We start from the raw sequence: 23,061 nt of genomic DNA on the forward strand, positions 1-23,061 counted from the left end.
GGACAGATTCCGCGCGTTTATTTTATGGACGTTGCATCTGACATGATGTCGCCTGACTCGAAATAAATGGTTCGAATTTTTGTAAGGTTTTCCACCCTAGGCCGGTATTCTCTTGATCAAAGCGCACTGTCTTTCCGTCGACCTTGACCCAATTCGAAACATACAGCGCCTGCTGGAATTGATGATCTGTTTTACGCATCGTCGCGGGCGTTCCAAAAAAATCGATTTGCACCTGTTCTAGTGCATAGGCCACTTTCACAGGATCGATGGCGGAAGTCTGCTTGTCGGTGCGCTCACTGGTTTGAATCGCTTGCGCCAAACTGGCAATCATTGCGTAAGTCGAGCTTGAAGAAAAATCGTCTTTGTATTTCGCTTTATAGCCTTGTGTAATGGCACTACCAAGCTTAGAGGGATTATTTGGATGCCAGTAACCGATCAATTTAACTTTATCGATGCCAGCCTCACCCATCGCTGTTGGCACGCCAGTTGAACTTGCATAGTAGGTATAAAAATTCACCTTGAGATTGAGCTCTTTCGCCGATTTAATCAATAAGGCTAAATCGGTTCCCCAATTGCCGGTAATCACGGAGTCCGCGCCCGACGCTTTAATCTTGCTAATGTAGGGAGAAAAATCTTTCACGCTGGCGATAGGATGTAAATCCTCACCAACAATTTGTATATCAGGACGTTTGCGAGCCAATGCGGCTTTGGCCGCACGCGCCACTTGTTGGCCATGTGAGTAGTTCTGACCGATTAGATAGACTTTTTTGATTTGCTGATCAGCCGCCATGAAACTACTGAGTGCTTCCATTTTCATGTCTGAATTGGCATCAAACCGAAAATGCCAAAAACTGCATTGCCGATTCGTCATATCAGGATCGATAGAGCCATGATTCAAAAAAATAATTTCTTTACCACGATTGCGTTGATTATGTTTATTGACCGCGTCAATCAATGCAAGCCCCACAGCCGAGCCAGTACCTTGGGTGATAAAACGATAGCCTTTATCTGCCACCGTTTTCAATAAACTTAAACTCTCCTGTACGCCAGCTTTATTGTCGAATGCATCGAACACAAAGCGATGCTCACCTGCCCACTTTTCGGTATTCGCACGTTCGGCGATAAATTTGAATGAGTTGAAGGTATTCAGACCAACGGGGCCAAATGGTCCAGACATGGGATCAATCACGGCGATTTTGATGGTATCTGCTTGGGCAATTTGACCGCCAATTAGGAGTGCGGAAACGACACCGAAAATTGACTTGCTTAGTGTGCTAAGTAATTGATGCATAAAATTTCCATATAGAAGACGCACTATGCAAACAGACATAGATCGATGAAGCATTTTCAGCTTAATCGATCTACAGTTGCGGTCTTGAGATATCTGAAAAAGTTTAACGCGACCGTGTCTTCGACAGATTGGCGGGACGTGCTGTGCGTTTGCCTTGTCCAAGATCACGACTCGCAACTGGCGCTGCGCCAGTTCTTGCGCCACCCTTGTTTGCATTGCTAGTGCGCAGGCTGCCAACTTGCGGACGACCAGTGCCTGCGGTTGCTGGACTACCTGCTCGGCCTGTACCTCGCGCACTGCGATCGACTGGAGCACGTACCGGGCTCTTCACTTTCACTGTGACCGTCTCGCCTGATTCAATCTCATATTTTGCGCTGACGTCTTTACCTAATACGCGTACCAAGTAAGGCATGACCTCGCGCAAAGTGGCTTCCAAAGTCCACGGCGGATTAATAATGAACATGCCGCTGCTGTGGAGACCAAAACCATCTGGGTTGGGGCCGCTGATACTCAAGGTCACATTCAACCAACCATTGGACGGAATACGTTTAAGGCGTTCAGGTAATTGTTTGGATTCGATGCGAGATAGCACTGGATACCAAACCGCATACGTGCCAGTAGGAAAACGCAGCAAAGCGTCCTCGAGACAAACTTTGACGCGACGATAATCATCTTTGACTTCATACGGCGGATCAATCAAGACTAAACCACGACGTGATGGCGGCGGAAGAATCGCTTTCAATCCCTCAAAGCCATCACCCGCATTAATCATGATGCGCTTGCCGCGCACCGTTTGACGCTCACCCTGCTCAGCTTTATGGGCTTCTAATTTGCGAAAATTTTCGCTAAGAATTTTGATTTCGCTAGGATGCAATTCAAACAGGCGCAAACGATCTTGCGAGCGCATCACCTCATTGGCACAATACGGCGAACCTGGGTAATAACGCATTTTGCCACTGGGGTTCATACCCTTGACTAAATTCATGTACTCCTGCAAAGCGGCAGGTACATCATCCCTCTCCCACAAAGGACCAATACCGGTTTCGTACTCCGCATTTTTCATTGCATAACCGGTGTCCAACGAATACAAACCCGCACCTGAATGGGTGTCGACATAGGTATAAGCGGTGTCTTTTTGTCCGAGATAATTGAGTAATTCAATTAAAACAAAGTGTTTGAGAACGTCAGCATGATTGCCAGCGTGAAAACCATGGCGATAGCTCAGCATAGTGGGGATTCCTAATAGATTGATGCTGACTCATTCGAGACGTGTCAGCCATGAAGATGTCGAATAAGGCGGATTTTACTCTGTTTGCTAGCTAAGCGCTTGATTTTGCTGAAATTTAGCTCGCAAAATCAAATATACCTTTGCATATTTGAATGCGCTTACCAGTTCATGTTTAGGTAAAAAAAAAGCCTAAGTACCATCAATCCGTTTGCCAAAAATAATCAAGTCTCGCTCGATACCATCCAAATTCGCAACGCGAGGCATATTTGCCCAAATCTCAAAATTGAACGAGGCAAATAAGTTCATGCTTGGGACATTGTGACCAAAGATGAAACCTAACAGCGTATGGACCTGGATTTGCGGAGCAAATAGAATCGCCTGCTCCAATAAGTAGCGCCCCAAACCCTGACGGCGGGTTGATTCATGCAGGTAAATCGAAAGTTCAGCCGTGCCTGAATATGCAGGACGCCCGTAAAAATTGGAGAAGGATAGCCAACCAATAATTTGCCCACCTTCACCTTCGACCACCCACAACGGGCGTTTTTCAGGGGTATGGTCGTGGAACCAATTCAATCGCGATGCGACTGAAATTTCTTCCGTGTCGGCTGTGACCATACGTGAAGCAATAGTCGAATTATAAATCGCGACGATCGCGTTGAGATCCTCCAATTGCGCAAGTCGGTGGGTGAACGTCGATAAGGTATTGGATGCCATAAGTGCTCGATGCTAAAAATAAAAACGCTGAACTTGTTTGAAAAGTATCAGCGCTTGGGGAAATAGGGAGAAAAGTCGTTCGACTTATAAAGTATGCGTAGCGCGCGACGATCTAATCGTTGCGCCTAGTACCTCTTCAACTCGTGCCTTAACACGTATGCCACTTTCGTCTTGTGGAAAGTGTACGCCGATACCCTGTGATTTATTGTTACCAGCACCAGCAGGTGTTACCCAAGCAACTTTGCCAGCAATAGGATATTTGCTCGGATCGTCAAGCAGAGTAAGAATGACATAGATTTCCTCCCCCAACTTATAGGACTTATTGGTTGGAACGAAGATACCGCCATTTTTCAGAAAAGGCATGTACGCTGAAAATAATGCAGAACGCTCTTTAATCGCTAAAGAAAGAACAGAGGGCCTGGAGGGCGAAGGCATATTTAATGGAATGCCCGGATCTTGAGGTAATTCAGCCATAATTTTTCCTGTTGATGTGTAAGTCATCCTGCACGCGCTAGGAATTCTACATCGTCGATACTTAGATGAAAGCGGATGAATATTCTAACAGCATATCTTCTACAAAGAGCTTGCCTGACAATGGATGACTTGCAATTGCCTGCCTATCTTGTACGTTTTTGATCACTTGCATCAATTTTTCCAGAGTAATACGGTCAGCGAGCTTCGCAATGTCGTTTCGATGCTTTGGATAATAGCGTGTCAGTTCGGTTTGTTTATAGGAAAAAATATCGTATAACCACCGTTGTAACCAAGAGACTGTTCGCGGCATATCCATCTTTTGCATCTTATCGGCAGTTTTCAAACTGACTTCAATGTCAGGTCTAGCAAGAGTGCGCAAAAGATCATCAAGGTCCTTCAAATCCTCAGATTGCGCCATGTCCAATGCTAACAAAGGCGCACCACCCTGTTGCGCCAACCAGACTTCTGCTTCCTTGACGCCTTGCGCTTGGAGCCAAGCCAAACCTTGTTCCTTGGTCGGCATCGTCAGGGCAAGTTTGTGGCAGCGGGACAAGATAGTCGGCAATAATCTGTCTATTTTATGTGACACCAAAATGAAAACTGTATTGGGATTGGGCTCTTCCAAGGATTTCAACAAAGCATTCGCGGCTGGTGTGTTTAAGGCTTCCGCCGGATACATGACCACGACACGGGTACCTTGCCTGTGAGTCGAAATATTCATGAAATTCGCCAGGGCTCGCACTTGGTCAATCACAATTTCTTTAGACGGCGCCTTACTCGATTTTGCGGATTTTTTTTCCGCTTCTTCATTGCTCTCCCCTGCCTCTCCTTCGGACGCATCTTCTTCATCAAGCAGGCCAGGACGTACTCGTCGATAATCCGGGTGGCTGTATTGATCGAACCATTTACATGACAAACATTGTGCGCAAGCATGTCCAGCTTCCGCTGGCGTTTCACATAGCAGCGATTTAGCCAAGTGTTCGGCAAACTGCGCTTTGCCTATTCCCTCTGAACCGTAAAGTAAAAAGGCATGTGGCATACGTGCACGCATTGCCATAATTTGTTGCCAAGAATCTTGTTGCCAATCGAATAAAGTATTGCTCATTTTTTCTCAAGTCCGCCTGTTTATTCAGTCTGGTCTATTTGCTGCCTTGGCGCATAACACGTCAATGATGTCAGCTAATTCTTGTTGAATGACGGCGATGCTACGGGTCGAATCGATGACCTTAAAACGCTGCGGAAATTCCGCCACACGACGCAGATATTCATTGCGCGTATCGTTAAAAAAATCACTCTTTTCTTGTTCGAATTTGTCTAAAGTTCGAGTGGCGTCTAGACGAGCACGCGCTACGTCGACGGGAACATCAAACAACAGTGTTAAATCGGGCTGCAGATGTGGATGCACCCACTGTTCCAAGACATTCAATTTATTCAAATTCAATTTGCGCCCCCCACCTTGATAGGCAAAAGTGGCATCCGTAAACCGATCTGAAATTACCCATGAACCAGCATCTAATGCTGGTTGTATCACTTGCGCGATATGTTCACGTCGTGATGCAAACATCAGCAACGCTTCGGTTTCGAGATGCATCTTTTCTGTCAACAACAAGCTGCGCAAGGCTTCACCCAGTGGTGTTCCGCCTGGTTCTCTAGACGAAACAACCTGAATTCCACGTTGCTCCAATATGTTTTGGACAAAACTAATGTGGGTGGACTTGCCAGCGCCATCAATCCCTTCGAAACTGATAAACAAACCGGATTTATGCTTTTTTTTCGTCATATTTTTTACGTTTTTATTGAGGTACTCAGCGCTGATATTTATTGACCGCTTTATTGTGGTCATTTAAATTTTCTGAAAAGTGACTAGTGCCATTTCCACGCGCCACAAAATAGTAGGCATTGCTGGGTTCGGGATTGAGCGCGGCTTTTAAGGCATCTACACCCGGCAACGCAATTGGTGTTGGCGGCAAGCCAGCACGTGTATAAGTATTGTAAGGCGTATCAGTCGTCAAATCATGCTTGCGAATATTTCCTCGAAATTTCTCGCCCATGCCGTAAATGACGGTTGGATCAGTTTGCAATAACATGCCCGCCCGCAAACGATTCACAAATACGCTGGCAATCATGCCGCGTTCAGAGGCTTGCCCGGTCTCTTTTTCGATGATTGAGGCCATCACCAAAGCCTGATACGCATCCTTGTAAGGTAAATTGTTTGCACGTTTATTCCAGGCTTCATCAAGGCGATTTAACATCGCTTGATGCGCTTGTTGATAGACTTGAACGTCGCTGCTATTTTTGGCAAATAAATACGTATCAGGAAAAAACAATCCTTCGGGATGCGTGTATTTACTGCCGATTTTAACAAGCAAATCTCGATCCGACAGGCCTGTTGTATCGTGTTTGATTGCTGGATGCGCATCGATCGCATTGCGCATTTGTTTAAAACTCCAACCTTCGATAATGCTCAAGTTAGTAAAACTAAATTTCCCTTCCACCATTTTCTTGAGTAATTGCTGCGGTGTTTCTTGTGTTTGTAATTCAAACGACCCAGCTTTTAAGCTAGCAGCTTTGCCAGTGATACGGGCGAGCGCCTCAAATAGATAAGGATGGACAGGAACGCCAGCATCAACTATCTGACGTGAAGCTGCGCGTATATTGCTACCTGATTTGATCGTGAATTCGACGACCTTATCATTGCTCAATGGGGTGTCCATCCAGCGTATAAACCACCAGCCGCTGGCAGCACCGATTAGTAAAACCAGTAAAGTACAAAAAACAAAGAATTTTTTCAAAGAAGCCATGTGAACACTAATCTCATTTTGCTGCGATAATCATAAAAATCGCTGTCATTGTAATTGGGAACATTCTGCATTGACATAAAAACCGAAAAAATTAGCACAACACAAGCACACGATAAGCACAATATGAGCACAACACAGCAATTATTCGAATCCGCACCGCACTTCAACGCGACCAACATGCGCGTAGAACAACTAACAAACGGATACATCTGCCAACTGCAAGATCAAAGTTTAATACAAGCCAATGGCGACGACGCTGCCAGTTTTTTGCACAATCAACTCAGCAATGACGTCGAACATTTGAATCAAACACAAGCACGTTACGCGGCCTATTGCACGCCTAAGGGTCGTATGTTAGCGAGTTTTTTATACTGGAAAACGGATAGCGATATCATCCTGCAATGTTCATCTAGCTTACAGCCCGCTTTGCAAAAGCGCTTGCAAATGTTCGTAATGCGCTCCAAAGTTAAGCTGGAAGACATCAGCGAACAATTCGCGATTCTTGGGCTTGGCGGCAAAGCGGCAGAAATTTTCTTATTGACCCAATTTACGCAGCTACCCAGCACGATTAATGATAAAGTCAGCGGCAGTATGGGCAGTGTAATTCGCGTGCAGGATGCGTTTGATTCACCTCGCTATCAGTGGATCATCAGCCACGAGAAATTGGCGACTGTATCGACACAGCTCACTGCGGATTTATTAAAAATTGATGCCAGCATCTGGCGCTTAGGCAATATTCATGCGGGTGTGCCGCAAGTTGTCGAGCAAAGCAAAGAAAAATTTGTACCGCAGATGATTAATTTCGAATTAATTGGCGGTGTCAATTTTAGAAAAGGTTGTTACCCGGGACAGGAAATCGTCGCCCGTAGCCAGTATCTCGGCAAACTCAAGCGACGCATGGCAATTGCACTAGTTGAGGCTGAAACCGTCGAGGTGACAATGGAGATTTTTTCTGACAATGATCCTAGCCAGCCTTGTGGCATGATCGTCAATGCAGAACGCAATTTTGACAAACGGTTTGCCTGTTTGATAGAAATCAAGCTGGCGGATCAAGAGCAAGGCAAAGTACATCTAGGCGTTAGCGATGGACCCGTTTTAGAATTTATCCCGCTACCATATGCATATCTCGACGTAACTGAATAGGTGAAAACATGGACTGCTACATTTACTACAAAGCGAAAGTGGAAAATGCCAGACAAATACAGGTCTGCGCCAATCGATTACAACACTATGTGGTGGAAAATTTGTGGGCCAGCAGTGATTTCGCGATGACACCTCCACAATTACAGCGACGTCCAGAAGCATCAGATGGCATTCATACGTGGATGGAAATCTATAGAGACGTACCTGCGCAGTTCGAACGAATTGTAAAAGACGCTGCCATCGCCTCCGGCATCCTTGATCATGTCATTGGCGAGCGACGCTTAGAATATTTTATCGACGCGAATGCCTAAACATGGCGACACTAGCAAGTTGTGAAATTGGTCTTTAGCAGGACGCTGACGCGTCGAAATCCGCATCCAACAATTGATTTGTTCTGCTTATATCAAGCAAAAAAAGGATGTCGTATCGATGACATCCTTTTTTTAAGATCTAAGCATGTAAATTGCGTTTTAGCTCAGCTCTTCCAAACGCAATTTGGTCACTTTACCGGTCACTGAAGCCAAGGCCTCAATTCTAGTAATCGCTGCATCGACGTTCTTTTCTTGGGTTTGATGAGTCAACATAATGATGTCCGTACGAGACTCCCCTTCTGCTGGCTCTTTTTGCAGCATTGCATCGATAGAAATCGAAAATTCGGCGAGTATCTTTGTAACGTCGGCTAATACACCCGGCTTATCTTCTACGCGCATACGCAAGTAGTAACTCGTAAATACTTCAGAGATTGGCAATACTTTTAAGTCGCTCAATGCATTTGGTTGAAATGCTAAATACGGAACACGATGTTCAGGATCGGCAGTTGCCAAACGCGTGATATCGACTACGTCCGCAATCACGGAAGAGGCTGTTGGCTCTGAACCTGCACCTTTGCCATAATACAAAGTGGCACCGACTGCATCACCTTGCACCAATACCGCATTCATTGCGCCTTCTACGTTGGCGATAAGGCGTTTTTCTGGGATTAAAGTTGGATGCACGCGCAACTCTATGCCGGCTTCACTGCGCTTAGTAATGCCTAAGAGTTTGATGCGATAGCCAAGTTGTTCAGCGTATTCGATGTCCGTTGCTTCTAATTTCGTAATGCCCTCGATGTACGCTTTGTCGAATTGCGTTGGAATACCAAATGCGATGGATGCCATGATCGTCAACTTATGTGCCGCATCGATACCTTCGATATCAAAAGTCGGATCCGCTTCGGCGTAACCAAGCGCTTGTGCTTGTTTGAGGACGGTCGCGAAATCCAATCCCTTATCACGCATTTCCGACAAAATAAAATTCGTCGTACCATTGATGATGCCGGCGATCCACTGAATGCGATTTGCAGTCAAGCCTTCGCGCAAAGCTTTGATAATAGGAATGCCGCCAGCAACTGCGGCTTCAAACGCCACCATGACGCCTTTGTCTTGCGCGGCTTTAAATACTTCATTGCCGTGTTTAGCGATCAACGCTTTATTTGCCGTGACGACGTGCTTGCCGTTGGCAATCGCCTTTAGCACCAAATCTTTGGCAATATCGTTGCCACCAATCAGTTCCACGACGATGTCGATATCTGGATGATTAACGACCAGATTGCCGTCGGTGACGATTTCAACATCACCTTTGACGATTTCTTTTGCGCGCTCCACATTACGTACTGCCACCATCGTAATTTCAATCGCACGACCAGCACGGCGCATAATCTCTTCTTGATTGCGCTTGAGAACATTGAAGGTGCCGGAGCCGACTGTGCCTAATCCTAATAGGCCTACTTTGATGGGTTTCATATATGTTTAAATTAATTTGAAAAAAGATTGATTATAGATTATTCATTTGTTTGTTTGGGCGCGAATTCACCTGTGCCATGGCGGCGACGATAGCCTTCGAGGAAGCTCGCAATGCGATTCATCGCATCCGTCAAATCATCGGTATTGGGCAGGAACACAACGCGGAAATGATCCGGTGCAATCCAGTTAAAACCTGTGCCCTGCACTAGTAAAACACGTTGTTCAACCAACAGATCTTGAATGAAAGCCTGATCGTCTTCTATTGGGTAAATAGCCGGATCAAGTTTGGGGAACATATACAGCGCCGCTTTTGGCTTAACGCATGTGACCCCGGGGATTGCGGTTAATAGTTTGTGCGCGAGATCGCGCTGTTTTAATAGTCGGCCACCAGGGCCAACTAAATCTTTAATACTTTGATAGCCCCCCAAAGCAGTCTGAATCGCGAATTGACCCGGCGCGTTCGAGCATAAGCGCATCGACGCCAGCATGTTCAAGCCTTCAATATAATCTTTGGCATGACGCTTTTCACCAGAGATGACCATCCAACCTGCGCGATAGCCGCAAGAGCGATAATTTTTGGAAAGACCGTTAAGCGTCAAGAACAAGACATCATCGGCTAGAGAGGCAATCGACACATGCTCTGCTTCGTCGTACAACGTTTTATCGTAAATCTCGTCGGCAAACACAATCAATTGATTTTCACGAGCAACATCAACGATCTTTTGTAGAATGTCTATCGGATACAAAGCACCAGTAGGATTATTCGGATTGATCACGACAATCGCTTTGGTATTCGGCGTAATTTTGCGTTTGATATCGTCGATATCTGGCATCCATCCAGCGCTTTCATCACAGATGTAATGCACAGGTTTGCCACCAGAGAGACTTACCGCCGCAGTCCACAACGGATAATCCGGTGCTGGAACCAACACCTCATCACCAGAATTCAGTAGAGCATTCATGCCCATCACGATTAACTCGGAAGCGCCATTGCCAATATAAATATCATCCATCGTCACGCCCCGAATTTTCTTTTCTTGGGTGTAATGCATGATGGCTTTGCGCGGTGCAAACATGCCTTTCGAGTCGGTGTAGCCCGCCGCACTTTGCATATTCAAAATCATATCCTGGACGATTTCGTCCGGTGGACCAAAATTAAATACCGCCAGATTGCCGATATTTAATTTGATGATTTTTTGACCTTCTTCTTCCATCTGCTTGGCTTTCTCCATGACGGGGCCGCGGATGTCATAACAAACGTCTGCAAGTTTTTGGGATTTTTGGATGGGGCGCACGAGACTGCTTTCAAAAAGTGAATTATAAAATGCTGCACTGCCGAATGAACCATTCTGCCCAATGCGACTGATTTTATCAATGTGTTTCGCCAAATTATTTAGGGAGATTCCCACAAAGACAGCGTTTACCTCTTGGCTTTTACGCTTCAGGCACAATTTAAAGAACTAAATATCTGAAATCTCCGCACGAAATCTTCATTTCAGTTCGGCATATTTAAGAATCAAGCGGTCGGAGATGTCCGCTAACTATGGTAAAACGCCAGTATGTCTTTATCCCCACATCGAGATTCCATGTTAAAAACCCTGTTAAAAGAGCTTCAATCTCCAACGCCAATGGACATTGATGCCCTGCCCATCCTCGTCAGATTATTTGCTTTACTTCGTCCTACGACGCGTCATGGACCACACCAATTGCCAGCGTTGATCGCATTGCTAGAATCCGAACCAGAGTTGGCGACCGGACTTCGAAATGCCTTACTGAGCCTTTTTTCGCAAAGACATGCAGTACTGCTGCTCGCTACGTCAGGAATTTATCCAGCAACCGGGGTTTTCTCTGAAACTTTACGTCGAATTTCGCACAAGTTACTTCCAGAAGTCGATGATGCAACACAGCTCAAAGATGGATTGCGAGAATTATTGCAAGCAAGTGATGCAAATTGGATAGCAGAGAGTCGACATGAAGACTGGCAGCGCATTATCACATTATTAGATTTCGACTCTGTTTCCTCTGCCCCGGGCAAATCATCCATGTTGGCCGACACCTTGGAAGCTCTGCGCGTTGTCGCCCATCGAATTGCTGCGACGGGACTGGAAACTGAAATGTTACGCCTAGATCCATCACTGGAGAATCATGGCTCGCCATTCTTGGGTGTATGTGAAGAAGCGCTAGATTTAGTAAAGTCGGTAGAAATACAATTAATTACTGGAGAATTCAAGGCCGAGACTCTTGATACGGATATTGCGCAACTGGAAGTACTGATTGCACAAGCACGCACTACGATCTCTCGCATCCGTAAGCGGGCGCAACAACAAGGCGCGAGTTTTCAACTGACTTTTCATTTGCGACGCCTACAACAACACTTAGATCGATTAGCGACGCTAAGCAATCTGGTGGCAAGTCATGTACGCCAAGACTATCAAGCACGCACAGCCCATATTGCAGCGATCTGGCAAGAGTTAGCAGTCGCGGAATGTAGCCAAAATAAGGTTCGCGATTTTTGGAAACAAAACGCCGAACTTGTTGCCTTGCGTGTGACAGAAAATGCAGGGCGTAGTGGAGAACACTACATCACTGAAACGCGGAAAGACTATTTCGCTATGCTAAAAGCGGCTGCAGGTGGTGGTCTGGCGGTGGCTATAGTCGCGGCGATCAAGATCAATATCGGCTCACGTGGATTGGCACCGCTTGCAGAAGTGCTTGCGAACTGCCTCAATTACGGATTCGGTTTTGTGCTGATACACCTATTACATTTTTCGGTGGCGACAAAGCAGCCAGCCATGACGGCCAATGCGATCGCCGCAGCCATCGGCGAAATTCAAGACAATCCACGTGAACGCAAACATGATCTAGAGCCTTTAGTAAGTTTGGTAGCGCGCACCATGCGCACTCAGCTAGCGGCAATTGTAGGAAACATCGGCTTAGCGATTCCGGTAGCATTGCTGATTGCCTATCTAGTGCAATACCTGAGCGGAACGCATTTTGTTTCTCCCGAAAAAGCGAAACATTTACTGCAGGATATCAATCTCTTTAGCCCAGGAACGTTGATTTTTGGCGGTCTCGCAGGGGTGTGTTTATTTCTTGCAGGTTTGATTGCCGGATACTATGACAATCTTTGCAGTTACAGTCGAATACCTGAAAGGCTGAATCAATTGCCGTGGGCGCAAAAACTGTTTGGCAAAGTACGGTGGCAGCGAGTGAGTGAATATATTCGGAATAATCTAGGTGTTTTAGCTGGCAATTTCTTTTTAGGTTTCTTGCTGGGTGGCGCGGCTGGACTCGGTGCTTTGCTCGGATTACCAATTGATGTTCGACATACGACTTTGTCTTCTGCCATGTGGGGCTATTCACTATTTGCACTTGATTTTCACGTGCCGTGGCAATTAATTGTCACGACAGCTCTAGGATTTCTTGGGATCGGCATGATGAACTTGGGTGTGAGTTTTTACTTAGCTCTGTCAGTTGCATTACGAGCACGAGGCGTGGATTTCACGCAACGTATCGCACTATTACGAGCAATTAGTCGTCGCTTCAGAAGTCACCCACGCGAATTTCTATTGCCGCCACCGAAGGAAAATCGTAGCCAATAAGACTGATGAACCTCTTTTCCTTTGAGGATAAAGTCGAAAAAAGCTACAATGCGCCAGCCTTTTTCCATAGCTAGCTGGCTATGCTTTTCAAAAATCCAAATAAAATTGATATGAAGCTCCACGCCACCAATACCCAACAATATCAAACCGTTACCGCCTACGACGAACAAGGCGTTGAATTTAACCTGATTCGCTACGAACATAGTCTCATCGTATTGCCAGAAACTGCGCCAGTGGTTTGGGACGTAGCGCATTTTGACAGCTTGGCAACAGAACACTTCGAACAAATTGCTGGAACATCGCCTGATGTGGTGATCCTAGGTACGGGTAAAAAACAACGGTTTGTTCATCCAAAACTCATCGTTGCGTTAAGCGCCCAACACAAGGGAGTCGAATGCATGGACAACCAAGCCGCCTGCCGCACCTACAATATTTTGATGGCCGAAGGTCGTAAAGTTGCACTAGCATTGATTTTGGAGAAAACATGAATCCATCTCAATCTTCTTACCTGAAGACCCCGTATGACTCAGTTCGGACACTGTGGGCAATCTTGGTGGGGTTCTTAATTATTTGGTTTTACATGCTCGGTGCACGTACGTTAGTGCCAACCGACGAAGGTCGTTACGCTGAAATGGCGCGTGAAATGGTGGCGACTGGTGATTGGATTACACAACGTTTAAACGGTATCAAATACTTCGAAAAACCACCACTGCAAAATTGGATGAACGCACTCACCTTTAGCTTGTTTGGCTTGGGCGATTGGCAGGCGCGACTTTGGACCGGTTTGTGTGGGTTAATCGGTATTTTAGCGGCTAGCTATACCGCTTACAAAATCTATGGTCGTCGAGTTGCGATCAGCACAGCTTTAATTTTAGGCTCCAGTTTTTACTGGGCGGCGATGGGACATATCAATACCTTGGATATGGGCTTGTCCGGCATGATGACCTTGGCATTGTGCGGTCTATTATTAGCACAACGTGATGGCGCCAGCGACAAAGAACAAAGAAATGGCATGTTGCTGTGCTGGGCTGGCATGGCACTGGCAACGATGTCTAAAGGGCTAATCGGCTTTGTGCTACCTGGTGCGGTGCTAGTTTTGTACACGATTTGGACGCGCGATCTTGGATTATGGTTACGCCTGCATATGGGCAAGGGTTTGTTGTTGTTTTTTGCGATTACCGTGCCCTGGTTTATTTTGGTGTGGCAAGCCAATCCTGAGCATCCACAGTTCTTTTTTATCCACGAACATTTTCAACGCTTCACCAGCACCGTGCATAAACGCGGTGGTGCTTGGTACTATTTCTTTCCATTGCTGATCATCGGCATCGTTCCTTGGTTAGGCTTGTTATTGCAAAGTTTGTTGGCATCACTGCGTAAAGAACAAAGTCAGTTCCAAGCCAAGAAAATGTTGACGATCTGGGCGGTCTTTATTTTCTTTTTCTTTAGTGTTTCAGGTTCAAAATTACCGTCTTATATTTTGCCGATATTTCCAGCCTTAGCGATTTTGATTGCTTGTCAATTAGAGAAAATATCCGTGATGAGTTTACGTCTCAATGCGGGTCTGTTGACGTTAATTGGTGTGGCCTCATTGGTGTTCACTCCCAAGATCGCAGGTATCGCAAAGGCTCCGTACGAACTACCATTTTATGAAACAATGATACCGTGGGCGTATGCCGCTGCCACCATTGCACTAGTTGGTGGTTTAGTTGGTATCCTGTTCGCGAAACGCCATAAAGATGTCGCTGTGCTCGCGATGGCGATTGGTGGCTATCTCGGTGGCCAAGTGGTTTTCATCGGTCACGATCAATGGGGCAAATACAGTGCTGGTATCTATCACTTACCTGCTATCCAAGCTGAATTAAAAGCCGATACGCCAATTTTTGCAGTTGCCCGCTATGAACAATCACTACCATTCTATTTGCGCCGTACCACAATTTTGGTGGAGAATCCGGACGAAATGCAATTTGGCGTGGGCATACAACCAGAATTATGGATACCAAAACGGGCCGACTTCATTATCAAGTGGCGAGCAATGCATGCAAAAGGTGAAAAGGCTGTAGCGTTCTTGAATCCTACGGTCTATAAAGCGATGCAAGATGAAGCGGTACCGATGAAGCTTATTGGCGAAGATCCTAAGCGGATTATCGTTGCGATTCCTTAATCGACGCTGCCATTCACGTCCGCACTGATCAACACTATTTGTTTTACGAAAGAATAATATGAGCACCAACCAGGCATTTCTTCCATTTACCAAGCCAACAATCGACGAAGAGACCATCAGTGCAGTGGCTGAGGTGCTGCGCTCTGGCTGGCTCACGAGTGGCCCCAATGTAAAAGCCTTGGAAGCACAATTATCGACTTACTTTGGCGGTCGTCCGGTACGCACCTTTAATTCCGGAACCTGCACAATGGAGATCGCTTTGCGTATCGCGGGCATCGGCGCTGGTGATGAAGTGATTACCACGCCCAATTCCTGGGTTGCCACCGCCAACGTAATTATCGAAGTTGGTGCTACGCCAGTGTTTGTGGATATTGATCCGAAAACCCACAATATTGATTTGAACAAAGTCGAGGCAGCAATTACACCGCGCACCAAAGGCATTATTCCGGTTCACATGTGCGGTCTGCCGTGCGATATGGATCATTTATATGCGATTGCGAAGAAACACAATTTACGTGTAGTCGAGGACGCCGCGCAAGCGATCGGCTCGACTTGGAAAGGTCAACGCATAGGCGCTTTCGGTGATTTCGCCTCTTTCAGTTTTCAAGTGAATAAAAACGTCATGACCGCGGAAGGTGGTTGCCTGGTATTAAATAATGAAGACGAAGCCAAATTGGCTGAAAAATATCGTCTGCAAGGTGTTTCACGCACTGGACTCGATGGCATCGACGTCGATGTCTTGGGCGGCAAATACAATATGACGGATATTTCTGCAGTCATAGGTCTGGGGCAAATGAAACGTTTGGAAGAATTCAATACCAAGCGCAAAGCACTCGCGCATCACTACTTCACGAGCTTCGGTACCGATTTTGAAACGCTGACTGGCGCTGAATTGCCAGTCGCTGATTTTACGAATTCAAACTGGCACATGTTCCATATTGTTTTGCCTGAACGCGTCAATCGCGGGGAATTCATGCAAAAAATGTTGGATATGGGGATAGGACTTGGCTACCACTATCGCGCTATTCATTTGTTCACCTTGTACCGTGAGCGCGGCTTTACGGATGGCATGTTCCCTATCGCCGAACGTGTTGGCAAGCAAATTGTGACGCTACCACTTTTCCCGACCATGAACGAAAGTGATGTCGAACGGGTAGTGGCTGCGGTAAAATCCTGTCTACACTAATTTCCTCACAGATAATCACAATGCATCCTGAACTTTCCGTTGTCATTCCTGTTTATAACGAAGAAGCTGGCCTCGCCAATTTATATGCTCGACTTTACCCAGCTTTGGATAAGCTCGCAGAGCGCGGCATCACTTACGAAATTGTTTTTGTCAATGATGGCAGTCGCGATCGATCCGCTGAAATCTTGGCAGATCAATTTCGCTTGCGCCCTGATGTGACGCGCGCAGTTTTATTTAATGGTAATTACGGCCAGCACATGGCGATCTTAGCGGGCTTTCAGGCTAGTCGAGGTGATATCGTGGTCACATTAGATGCCGATCTACAAAATCCACCGGAAGAAATTGGAGCCTTGGTCGACAAAATGCGTGAAGGTTACGATTACGTCGGCTCTATCCGTCGCAAACGTCAAGACGCTGCCTGGCGCACTTACTTGTCAAAAGCGATGAATCGCATTCGCGAAAAGATCACTCGCATTAAAATTACGGATCAAGGCAATATGTTGCGAGCCTATGGTCGTAATGTGATTAATCTGATTAATCAATGCACCGAGGTCAACACCTTTGTACCCGCCCTCGCCTATACCTTTGCTCGTAAGCCGACCGAAATCGTGGTTGAACATGAGGAACGTAGTGCGGGCGAATCCAAATATTCATTCTACAGTCTGATTCGTTTGAATTTTGACTTGATGACAGGCTTTTCCATCATGCCTTTGCAGTTGTTTTCGATGATGGGCATGGTTTTGTCGGGGTTGTCTGGCGGCTTGGTGGTTTTGTTGTTGATCCGCCGTTTTTTGCTCGGAGCAGAAGCCGAAGGTTTGTTCACGTTGTTCGCGATTGCCTTCTTTATGATGGGTGTGATTTTGTTCGGTATTGGTTTATTGGGCGAATACGTTGGTCGCATTTACCAGCAAGTACAAGGCCGCCCACGCTTTGTGGTGCAAACGATCTTGGAAAATAAACCTGGAGATCAAGCTTAATATGATTGACTCCGGAATCAAGGATGCCGCTAATTCGGCAAAGCCGTCTGCAGTCGTTTTTGCTTACCATAGCGTTGGTGTGCGCAGCATCAAAACCTTGCTGGCGCGGGGTATCGATATCAAACTCGTCGTCAGTCATGAAGACAGTGCGACGGAAACTATCTGGTTTGAATCGGTCGCAGCGCTATGTGAAGAACGTGGCATTCCACGCATTACGCCGGACAATCCGAATACACCTGAAGTGATTGCACAAATTGCGGCACTACAGCCAGATTTCATCTTCAGCTTTTATTACCGCAATATGCTGTCCAAGGATATTTTGGCGCTGGCAAAACGCGGCGCTTACAACTTGCACGGTTCTCTCTTGCCAAAGTACCGCGGTCGTGTGCCAGTCAATTGGGCCGTATTGCATGGCGAAACCGAAACCGGTGCGACTCTGCACGAAATGACGGTGAAGCCGGATGCCGGTGCCATTATTGGGCAAACAGCAGTACCGATCTTGCCAGATGACACGGCATTTGAAGTATTTGGCAAATTAACCGTCGCCGCTGAGCAAACTTTGTGGAACGCCTTGCCAGCGATGATCGCAGGGACTGCGCCACGTATTCCCAATGATTTAAGCAGAGGCAGTTACTTCGGTGGACGCAAACCTGAAGACGGCCGTATCGACTGGAGCAAATCTGCACAAGACGTCTATAACTTGCACAGAGCGGTTGCACCGCCCTACCCTGGCGCTTTTACCGACATCCACGGCAAACATTTCATTATAGAAAAAGCACGCCTAATTAATCATTCCACCACAAAAGTGCCAGCAAATTTGCCGCAAGGAGTATCTGTAGTGGATAATGTCATTTTTGGCGTCTGTGGTGATGGCAAGGCGATTGAGATTTTAGCCTTGCAGCACGAAGGCAAAACACTGGACAAAGAAGCATTGAAGCTCTTTTTTGCCTAAGTCCTTGACTTCACTACAAAACGATGTTGCGTCGTTTATCTAGCGTGACGCTAGCCGAATCTAATATTCGAATCTACTACATTAATTTCTCAGAGAAACTACTATGAAAAAAGTCCTTATTCTTGGCGTGAATGGTTTTATCGGTCACCACCTGTCCAAACGCATTCTCGAAACGACGGATTGGGAAGTGTATGGTATGGATATGCAAACGGAACGTCTGGGCGATTTACTCAATCACCCACGTATGCATTTCTTTGAAGGCGATATCACGATCAACAAAGAATGGGTTGAATACCATGTAAAAAAGTGTGATGTGATCTTGCCTTTAGTCGCGATCGCAACGCCATCAACTTATGTAAAACAACCTTTGCGTGTCTTTGAACTCGACTTTGAAGCGAATTTGCCTATCGTCCGCTCAGCAGCGAAATACGGCAAACACCTAGTATTTCCGTCCACGTCTGAAGTGTATGGCATGTGCCATGACGAAGAATTCGACCCGGAAAACTCCGAATTGATTTGCGGCCCTATCAATAAACCACGTTGGATTTATTCTTGCGCCAAGCAATTGATGGATCGCGTCATCTGGGGCTATGGCATGGAAGGTTTGAATTTCACACTATTCCGTCCATTTAACTGGATCGGTGCAGGTTTGGATTCCATTCACACACCAAAAGAAGGTTCTTCACGCGTGGTAACGCAATTCTTCGGCCATATCGTTCGTGGTGAAAATATTTCCCTGGTCGATGGCGGTGCGCAAAAACGTGCGTTCACCTATATCGATGACGGTATTGACGCATTAGTACGTATCATCGCCAATAAAGACGGCGTCGCTTCCGGCAAAATCTACAATATCGGCAACCCAACCAATAATCACTCTATCCGTGAATTGGCGCACATGATGTTGGAACTTGCTGCTGAATATCCAGAATATGCTGAATCAGCGAAGAAAGTACAATTGACTGAAACGACTTCGGCAGCTTATTACGGTGGTGGCTATCAAGACGTACAAAATCGCGTACCAAAAATCACGAATACCTGTGAAGAGTTAGGGTGGGCACCAACTACGACGATGGCAGATTCCATGCGTCACATTTTTGATGCCTACCGTAGTCAGGTAGGACAAGCTCGCGCCTTGATGGACTAAATGCCATCTGTGTCAGGACTGGTGAAGAAAGCGAGTCCTGACAGTTTTAGATTCCAACTATTGTTTTCAAAAACCGATGCCCACTATCGTATTAAAGATTGATGTGGACACCTACCGAGGCACCCGTGAGGGCGTGCCAAATCTGGTGCGCATCCTCAAGCAACATCAAGCTAATGCCACGTTCTTGTTTTCCTTAGGTAAGGATCACACGGGATGGGCCTTGCGTCGCGCATTCCGTCCGGGTTTTTTCAAAAAAGTCTCTAGAACTTCCGTACTCGAACATTACGGTCCTAAGACTTTAATGTATGGTGTATTTTTGCCAGCGCCAGATATTGGTAAAGAATGTGTGGAAGAAATGCGCGCCACCAAGCGAGCTGGCTTTGAATGCGGCATTCACTGTTGGGATCATGTCGTGTGGCAAGATAATGTACGCCGTCGTGGCGAGGCGTGGACGCAAAAACAAATGTTAGCGGCCTACGAACGCTACAATGAAATTTTTGGCGCCCCGCCTAAAACTTATGGCGCGGCGGGCTGGCAGATGAATCCACATGCTTTCGCGCAATTGGATCAATTTGGTATGCACTATTCGTCCGACACGCGGGCGATGCTAAAGGAAGATGGCTCGCTGGCAAATCCGGCAGCAGGACCATATCGGCTCAGTCATGACGATCAGGTTTTTGATTGTGTGCAATTACCAACTACTTTGCCAACCTTAGACGAATTACTTGGCGTAGAAATTGATGGCGCTGTCGTCACCGAGTCAACTATTGCCTCAGTTATTTTAGGATTGACAGCTGAACCGAGAAATCATGTATTTACTATGCATGCAGAGCTTGAAGGACAAAAACTTGCCCCCATCTTAATTGAGTTGCTTAATGGATGGAGCGAACAAGGATATCTTTGCATTTCTATGGGGCAATATTTCGCCAACATTAGGGAACAAGAATTACCGGTCTATCCATTAACATGGGCTGAGCTCCCTGGACGCTCTGGAGAATTACTCGCGCTCGATGCGAAATAGCTCATCACCTCTCCAATTCACATCTTTTTTCTAGGAGATACTTGTGTCAGAAAGTCTCAATAAGGAAAGCAACGAGGCTGTAAGCGCCATTGGTTGTCAAGTTCCAACATTCTCAGCGTCGATGACTGGTGCCAGCGGTTTTTCGCTAGACACTTATCTTGGAAAGAAAGTGATTCTCTATTTCTATCCAAAAGATAACACCCCTGGTTGCACAACCGAAAGCATCGCTTTTCGTGATATTCACTCACAACTAATCGCGAATAATGCCGTCATTTTCGGAATTAGTCGCGACAGCTTGCGTTCGCATGAAGGATTCAAGAGCAAGCTAGAACTGCCATTTGAACTGATTACGGATCCGGATGAAACCCTGTGTTTGATGTTTAATGTGATGAAAATGAAAAACATGTACGGTAAACAAGTACGCGGCATTGAACGCAGCACGTTTGTTATTGACGAGTCTGGTAAGTTAGTGAAAGAATGGCGCGGAGTGAAGGTCGCCGACCATGCTCAAGCCGTGTTAGATTTTGTGAGTAGCCAAACTTAATTGAAATCAAATCATTATCAAATGAAAGCCGTTTCAGAAGACATCATGTGCTTCTCAAGCGGCTTTTATTTTTGTTATTTTCCTTTTCACATCACTATTTTTTCTAAGAGGTTCTAATGCCCCTGCCAAAAATGCCGACCAAACCGGCGGCCCTGCTTTCTCCGAAAGACTATCCTAAAGCAGATAAAGGAAAATTAAAACAAGCGGTCAGTACGGAAGTGAAGCCAACTTTGATAGCAAAACAAGCTTCGACTGCGAAAACTAGCCAACCCCAAGCGACACAAGCTAGGAAGGCTAGTGCGATAAAAACAAACGCGACGACACCAGCGATTGCCAGAAGCAAAACTGCACACAACACAGCTAGCCCGACGAGCACGGTACAGACAACAGATCACAAGCTAAAGAATAATCCAGCCAAATCACCGGTCAGTAAAGCTGCGGACAAAAAAGGCATTACGAAACTATTTGTTCTGGATACGAATGTCTTAATGCACGATCCAACCTCGCTGTTTCGTTTCGAAGAACACGATATTTATTTACCCATGATCACCTTGGAAGAATTAGATGATCATAAAAAGGGTATGTCAGAAGTCGCCAGGAACGCTCGACAGATTTCTCGCAATCTTGATGCGCTAGTCGGCGGTATCGAACATGAAGATATTGAGCTTGGCATTCCACTTTCCAAACTCGGCAATAAAGATGCCAAGGGACGCTTATTTTTTCAAACGAAATTGCAAGGCGTTACCTTGCCACAAGGACTGCCTCAAGGTAAAGCAGACAATCAGATTTTGGGCGTGGTACGCGCTTTAGAAGCCGAGTTTCCAGGACGCCCTATCGTATTGGTATCGAAGGATATCAATATGCGAATCAAAGCCCGTGCAATGGGATTGCCAGCAGAAGATTACTTCAATGATCACGTGCTGGAAGATTCCGATTTGCTTTATACCGGGATTGTGCAACTGCCTAGTGATTTCTGGAGCAAACATGGTAAAGGCATTGAAACTTGGCAAGAAAATAAAAATGGCATCAGCACCACTTTTTATCGTATTACTGGGCCGCTAATCCCTTCACTTCTGGTCAATCAGTTCGTATACCTTGAGCCCAATAACGGTGAGGCGTCTTTTTATGGGCAAGTTAGACAGATCAATGGAAAAACCGCAGTCTTACAAACCTTGCGTGACTACGGCCACTCGAAACATAGTGTTTGGGGTGTAACTTCACGTAATCGAGAACAGAATTTTGCCTTGAATCTCTTGATGGATCCTGAATGTGATTTCGTCACTTTGCTCGGCCAAGCGGGTACGGGTAAAACATTACTGGCGCTAGCTGCAGGTCTAGCACAAGTCTTAGAGACCAAAACCTACAATGAAATTATCGTGACTCGCGTAACTGTTCCAGTCGGTGAAGACATTGGTTTCTTACCTGGTACAGAGGAAGAAAAGATGTCTCCATGGATGGGCGCTTTCGATGACAATCTAGAGGTCTTAAATAAATCAGATAGCGATGCAGGTGATTGGGGACGTGCTGCGACACAGGATTTGATTCGTTCAAAAATTAAGATCAAGTCCTTGAACTTCATGCGCGGACGCACTTTCGTGAATAAATTTTTGATTATCGATGAAGCGCAGAATTTGACACCAAAACAAGTCAAAACTCTAGTCACTCGCGCTGGGCCAGGCACCAAAATTCTCTGCTTAGGCAATATTGCTCAGATTGACACACCTTACTTGACCGAAGGTTCTAGTGGATTGACCTATGTCGTTGATAGGTTTAAAGGATGGGCTCACAGTGGCCATGTCACTTTAGCGCGAGGTGAACGATCGCGCTTGGCAGATCACGCAAGCGAAATCCTCTAATTGGGATTTAGCAACAAAAAAAGCGCAATTCGAGTATGAATTGCGCTTTTTTTGTCTTAGATAGTTTGTATTTGGAAATAAACCTTACAATTGTTCTGGCCTAATGCGTACGTACTCGAGTCATTAGAACTTCAGAACTTGCAGAAACCCTCTTTGTTCATAGATGCAAATTAGTTACCTTGATTA

The 23,061-nt window shown here is 46.0% G+C and carries 20 protein-coding genes and 1 pseudogene; 12 read left to right on the forward strand and 9 right to left on the reverse strand.

The window, feature by feature from the left end:
- Positions 1 to 22: 22 nt before the first annotated feature.
- The 7 genes and pseudogenes from H8K52_RS01640 to mltG form a co-directional block, all read right to left on the reverse strand.
- Positions 23 to 1,291: a branched-chain amino acid ABC transporter substrate-binding protein gene (locus H8K52_RS01640; protein WP_186920759.1), complete on the reverse strand. Its 1,269-nt coding sequence runs from the start codon at positions 1,289 to 1,291 to the stop codon at positions 23 to 25.
- Between the two features lie 346 nt (positions 1,292 to 1,637).
- Positions 1,638 to 2,519, reverse strand: a pseudogene (locus H8K52_RS01645) (23S rRNA (adenine(2030)-N(6))-methyltransferase RlmJ); the annotation flags it as partial.
- Positions 2,520 to 2,708: 189 nt separating this feature from the next.
- On the reverse strand, positions 2,709 to 3,233 hold the full coding sequence (locus tag H8K52_RS01650; RefSeq protein WP_186920761.1) for a GNAT family N-acetyltransferase: 525 nt from the start codon (positions 3,231 to 3,233) through the stop codon (positions 2,709 to 2,711).
- An 84-nt stretch (positions 3,234 to 3,317) separates the two neighbouring features.
- On the reverse strand, positions 3,318 to 3,707 hold the full coding sequence (locus tag H8K52_RS01655) for a PilZ domain-containing protein (RefSeq protein WP_246464188.1): 390 nt from the start codon (positions 3,705 to 3,707) through the stop codon (positions 3,318 to 3,320).
- 61 nt (positions 3,708 to 3,768) lie between these two features.
- The gene (gene holB / locus H8K52_RS01660) at positions 3,769 to 4,812 is read right to left on the reverse strand and encodes a DNA polymerase III subunit delta' (RefSeq protein WP_186920762.1); all 1,044 of its coding nucleotides are present in this window, start codon (positions 4,810 to 4,812) and stop codon (positions 3,769 to 3,771) included.
- Between the two features lie 24 nt (positions 4,813 to 4,836).
- On the reverse strand, positions 4,837 to 5,487 hold the full coding sequence (gene tmk, locus H8K52_RS01665) for a dTMP kinase (protein WP_186920763.1): 651 nt from the start codon (positions 5,485 to 5,487) through the stop codon (positions 4,837 to 4,839).
- A gap of 25 nt (positions 5,488 to 5,512) precedes the next feature.
- Positions 5,513 to 6,508, reverse strand: a complete 996-nt coding sequence (gene mltG, locus H8K52_RS01670) for an endolytic transglycosylase MltG (protein ID WP_186920764.1) — start codon at positions 6,506 to 6,508, stop codon at positions 5,513 to 5,515.
- 123 nt (positions 6,509 to 6,631) lie between these two features.
- Here mltG and ygfZ point away from each other — a divergent pair, with 123 nt between their 5' ends.
- Both ygfZ and H8K52_RS01680 read left to right on the forward strand, forming a co-directional pair.
- Positions 6,632 to 7,651, forward strand: a complete 1,020-nt coding sequence (ygfZ, locus tag H8K52_RS01675) for a CAF17-like 4Fe-4S cluster assembly/insertion protein YgfZ (RefSeq protein ID WP_186920765.1) — start codon at positions 6,632 to 6,634, stop codon at positions 7,649 to 7,651.
- A gap of 8 nt (positions 7,652 to 7,659) precedes the next feature.
- Positions 7,660 to 7,962, forward strand: a complete 303-nt coding sequence (locus tag H8K52_RS01680; RefSeq protein ID WP_186920766.1) for a DUF4936 family protein — start codon at positions 7,660 to 7,662, stop codon at positions 7,960 to 7,962.
- Between the two features lie 159 nt (positions 7,963 to 8,121).
- On the opposite strand, the gene H8K52_RS01685 is transcribed toward H8K52_RS01680, so the two are convergent.
- Entirely contained in the window at positions 8,122 to 9,432 is a 1,311-nt protein-coding gene (locus H8K52_RS01685; protein WP_186920767.1) for a homoserine dehydrogenase, read from the reverse strand.
- Between the two features lie 38 nt (positions 9,433 to 9,470).
- Positions 9,471 to 10,727: an aminotransferase class I/II-fold pyridoxal phosphate-dependent enzyme gene (locus tag H8K52_RS01690; protein WP_186920768.1), complete on the reverse strand. Its 1,257-nt coding sequence runs from the start codon at positions 10,725 to 10,727 to the stop codon at positions 9,471 to 9,473.
- A 291-nt stretch (positions 10,728 to 11,018) separates the two neighbouring features.
- On the opposite strand from H8K52_RS01690, the gene H8K52_RS01695 reads away from it, so the two are divergent.
- The 10 genes from H8K52_RS01695 (at position 11,019) to H8K52_RS01740 (ending at position 22,875) form a co-directional block, all read left to right on the forward strand.
- Complete coding sequence (locus H8K52_RS01695) at positions 11,019 to 13,034, forward strand: preprotein translocase subunit TatB (protein WP_186920769.1); 2,016 nt, start codon at positions 11,019 to 11,021, stop codon at positions 13,032 to 13,034.
- 110 nt (positions 13,035 to 13,144) lie between these two features.
- Complete coding sequence (locus H8K52_RS01700) at positions 13,145 to 13,522, forward strand: Mth938-like domain-containing protein (protein WP_186920770.1); 378 nt, start codon at positions 13,145 to 13,147, stop codon at positions 13,520 to 13,522.
- Positions 13,519 to 15,195 carry a glycosyltransferase family 39 protein gene (locus tag H8K52_RS01705; RefSeq protein ID WP_186920771.1) on the forward strand — a complete coding sequence of 559 codons (1,677 nt, stop codon included), beginning with the start codon at positions 13,519 to 13,521 and terminating at the stop codon, positions 15,193 to 15,195. The genes H8K52_RS01700 and H8K52_RS01705 overlap by 4 nt, the downstream gene beginning before the upstream one ends.
- 58 nt (positions 15,196 to 15,253) lie before the next feature.
- Positions 15,254 to 16,381 (forward strand): DegT/DnrJ/EryC1/StrS family aminotransferase, encoded by a 1,128-nt coding sequence (locus tag H8K52_RS01710; RefSeq protein ID WP_186920772.1) that lies wholly within the window; start codon positions 15,254 to 15,256, stop codon positions 16,379 to 16,381.
- A 20-nt stretch (positions 16,382 to 16,401) separates the two neighbouring features.
- Complete coding sequence (locus H8K52_RS01715; protein WP_186920773.1) at positions 16,402 to 17,358, forward strand: glycosyltransferase; 957 nt, start codon at positions 16,402 to 16,404, stop codon at positions 17,356 to 17,358.
- Position 17,359: 1 nt separating this feature from the next.
- The gene (locus H8K52_RS01720) at positions 17,360 to 18,310 is read left to right on the forward strand and encodes a formyltransferase (RefSeq protein WP_186920775.1); all 951 of its coding nucleotides are present in this window, start codon (positions 17,360 to 17,362) and stop codon (positions 18,308 to 18,310) included.
- A gap of 103 nt (positions 18,311 to 18,413) precedes the next feature.
- The gene (locus tag H8K52_RS01725) at positions 18,414 to 19,454 is read left to right on the forward strand and encodes a bifunctional UDP-4-keto-pentose/UDP-xylose synthase (protein WP_186920777.1); all 1,041 of its coding nucleotides are present in this window, start codon (positions 18,414 to 18,416) and stop codon (positions 19,452 to 19,454) included.
- Positions 19,455 to 19,530: 76 nt separating this feature from the next.
- Positions 19,531 to 20,475, forward strand: a complete 945-nt coding sequence (locus tag H8K52_RS01730; protein ID WP_186920779.1) for a polysaccharide deacetylase family protein — start codon at positions 19,531 to 19,533, stop codon at positions 20,473 to 20,475.
- Positions 20,476 to 20,518: 43 nt separating this feature from the next.
- A complete protein-coding gene (locus H8K52_RS01735; protein WP_315468293.1) occupies positions 20,519 to 21,019 on the forward strand; it encodes a peroxiredoxin in 501 nt (166 codons plus the stop codon).
- A gap of 116 nt (positions 21,020 to 21,135) precedes the next feature.
- Positions 21,136 to 22,875 carry a PhoH family protein gene (locus tag H8K52_RS01740; RefSeq protein ID WP_186920781.1) on the forward strand — a complete coding sequence of 580 codons (1,740 nt, stop codon included), beginning with the start codon at positions 21,136 to 21,138 and terminating at the stop codon, positions 22,873 to 22,875.
- Positions 22,876 to 23,061: the final 186 nt, after the last annotated feature.

It is taken from the genome of Affinundibacterium seohonense (assembly GCF_014284305.1).
GTDB classification, from domain to species: Bacteria; Pseudomonadota; Gammaproteobacteria; order Burkholderiales; family Burkholderiaceae_D; genus Undibacterium; species Undibacterium seohonense.

What these genes read in the sequence shown, in the direction of transcription:
- H8K52_RS01685 (WP_186920767.1), bottom strand. Translation starts at nt 9,432, where the DNA reads ATGAAACCCATCAAAGTAGGCCTATTAGGATTAGGCACAGTCGGCTCC.
- tmk (WP_186920763.1), bottom strand. Translation starts at nt 5,487, where the DNA reads ATGACGAAAAAAAAGCATAAATCCGGTTTGTTTATCAGTTTCGAAGGG.
- H8K52_RS01700 (WP_186920770.1), top strand. Translation starts at nt 13,145, where the DNA reads ATGAAGCTCCACGCCACCAATACCCAACAATATCAAACCGTTACCGCC.
- H8K52_RS01695 (WP_186920769.1), top strand. Translation starts at nt 11,019, where the DNA reads ATGTTAAAAACCCTGTTAAAAGAGCTTCAATCTCCAACGCCAATGGAC.
- H8K52_RS01715 (WP_186920773.1), top strand. Translation starts at nt 16,402, where the DNA reads ATGCATCCTGAACTTTCCGTTGTCATTCCTGTTTATAACGAAGAAGCT.
- H8K52_RS01680 (WP_186920766.1), top strand. Translation starts at nt 7,660, where the DNA reads ATGGACTGCTACATTTACTACAAAGCGAAAGTGGAAAATGCCAGACAA.
- H8K52_RS01650 (WP_186920761.1), bottom strand. Translation starts at nt 3,233, where the DNA reads ATGGCATCCAATACCTTATCGACGTTCACCCACCGACTTGCGCAATTG.
- H8K52_RS01705 (WP_186920771.1), top strand. Translation starts at nt 13,519, where the DNA reads ATGAATCCATCTCAATCTTCTTACCTGAAGACCCCGTATGACTCAGTT.
- H8K52_RS01730 (WP_186920779.1), top strand. Translation starts at nt 19,531, where the DNA reads ATGCCCACTATCGTATTAAAGATTGATGTGGACACCTACCGAGGCACC.
- mltG (WP_186920764.1), bottom strand. Translation starts at nt 6,508, where the DNA reads ATGGCTTCTTTGAAAAAATTCTTTGTTTTTTGTACTTTACTGGTTTTA.
- H8K52_RS01725 (WP_186920777.1), top strand. Translation starts at nt 18,414, where the DNA reads ATGAAAAAAGTCCTTATTCTTGGCGTGAATGGTTTTATCGGTCACCAC.
- H8K52_RS01740 (WP_186920781.1), top strand. Translation starts at nt 21,136, where the DNA reads ATGCCCCTGCCAAAAATGCCGACCAAACCGGCGGCCCTGCTTTCTCCG.
- H8K52_RS01720 (WP_186920775.1), top strand. Translation starts at nt 17,360, where the DNA reads ATGATTGACTCCGGAATCAAGGATGCCGCTAATTCGGCAAAGCCGTCT.
- H8K52_RS01640 (WP_186920759.1), bottom strand. Translation starts at nt 1,291, where the DNA reads ATGCATCAATTACTTAGCACACTAAGCAAGTCAATTTTCGGTGTCGTT.
- ygfZ (WP_186920765.1), top strand. Translation starts at nt 6,632, where the DNA reads ATGAGCACAACACAGCAATTATTCGAATCCGCACCGCACTTCAACGCG.
- H8K52_RS01655 (WP_246464188.1), bottom strand. Translation starts at nt 3,707, where the DNA reads ATGGCTGAATTACCTCAAGATCCGGGCATTCCATTAAATATGCCTTCG.
- holB (WP_186920762.1), bottom strand. Translation starts at nt 4,812, where the DNA reads ATGAGCAATACTTTATTCGATTGGCAACAAGATTCTTGGCAACAAATT.
- H8K52_RS01710 (WP_186920772.1), top strand. Translation starts at nt 15,254, where the DNA reads ATGAGCACCAACCAGGCATTTCTTCCATTTACCAAGCCAACAATCGAC.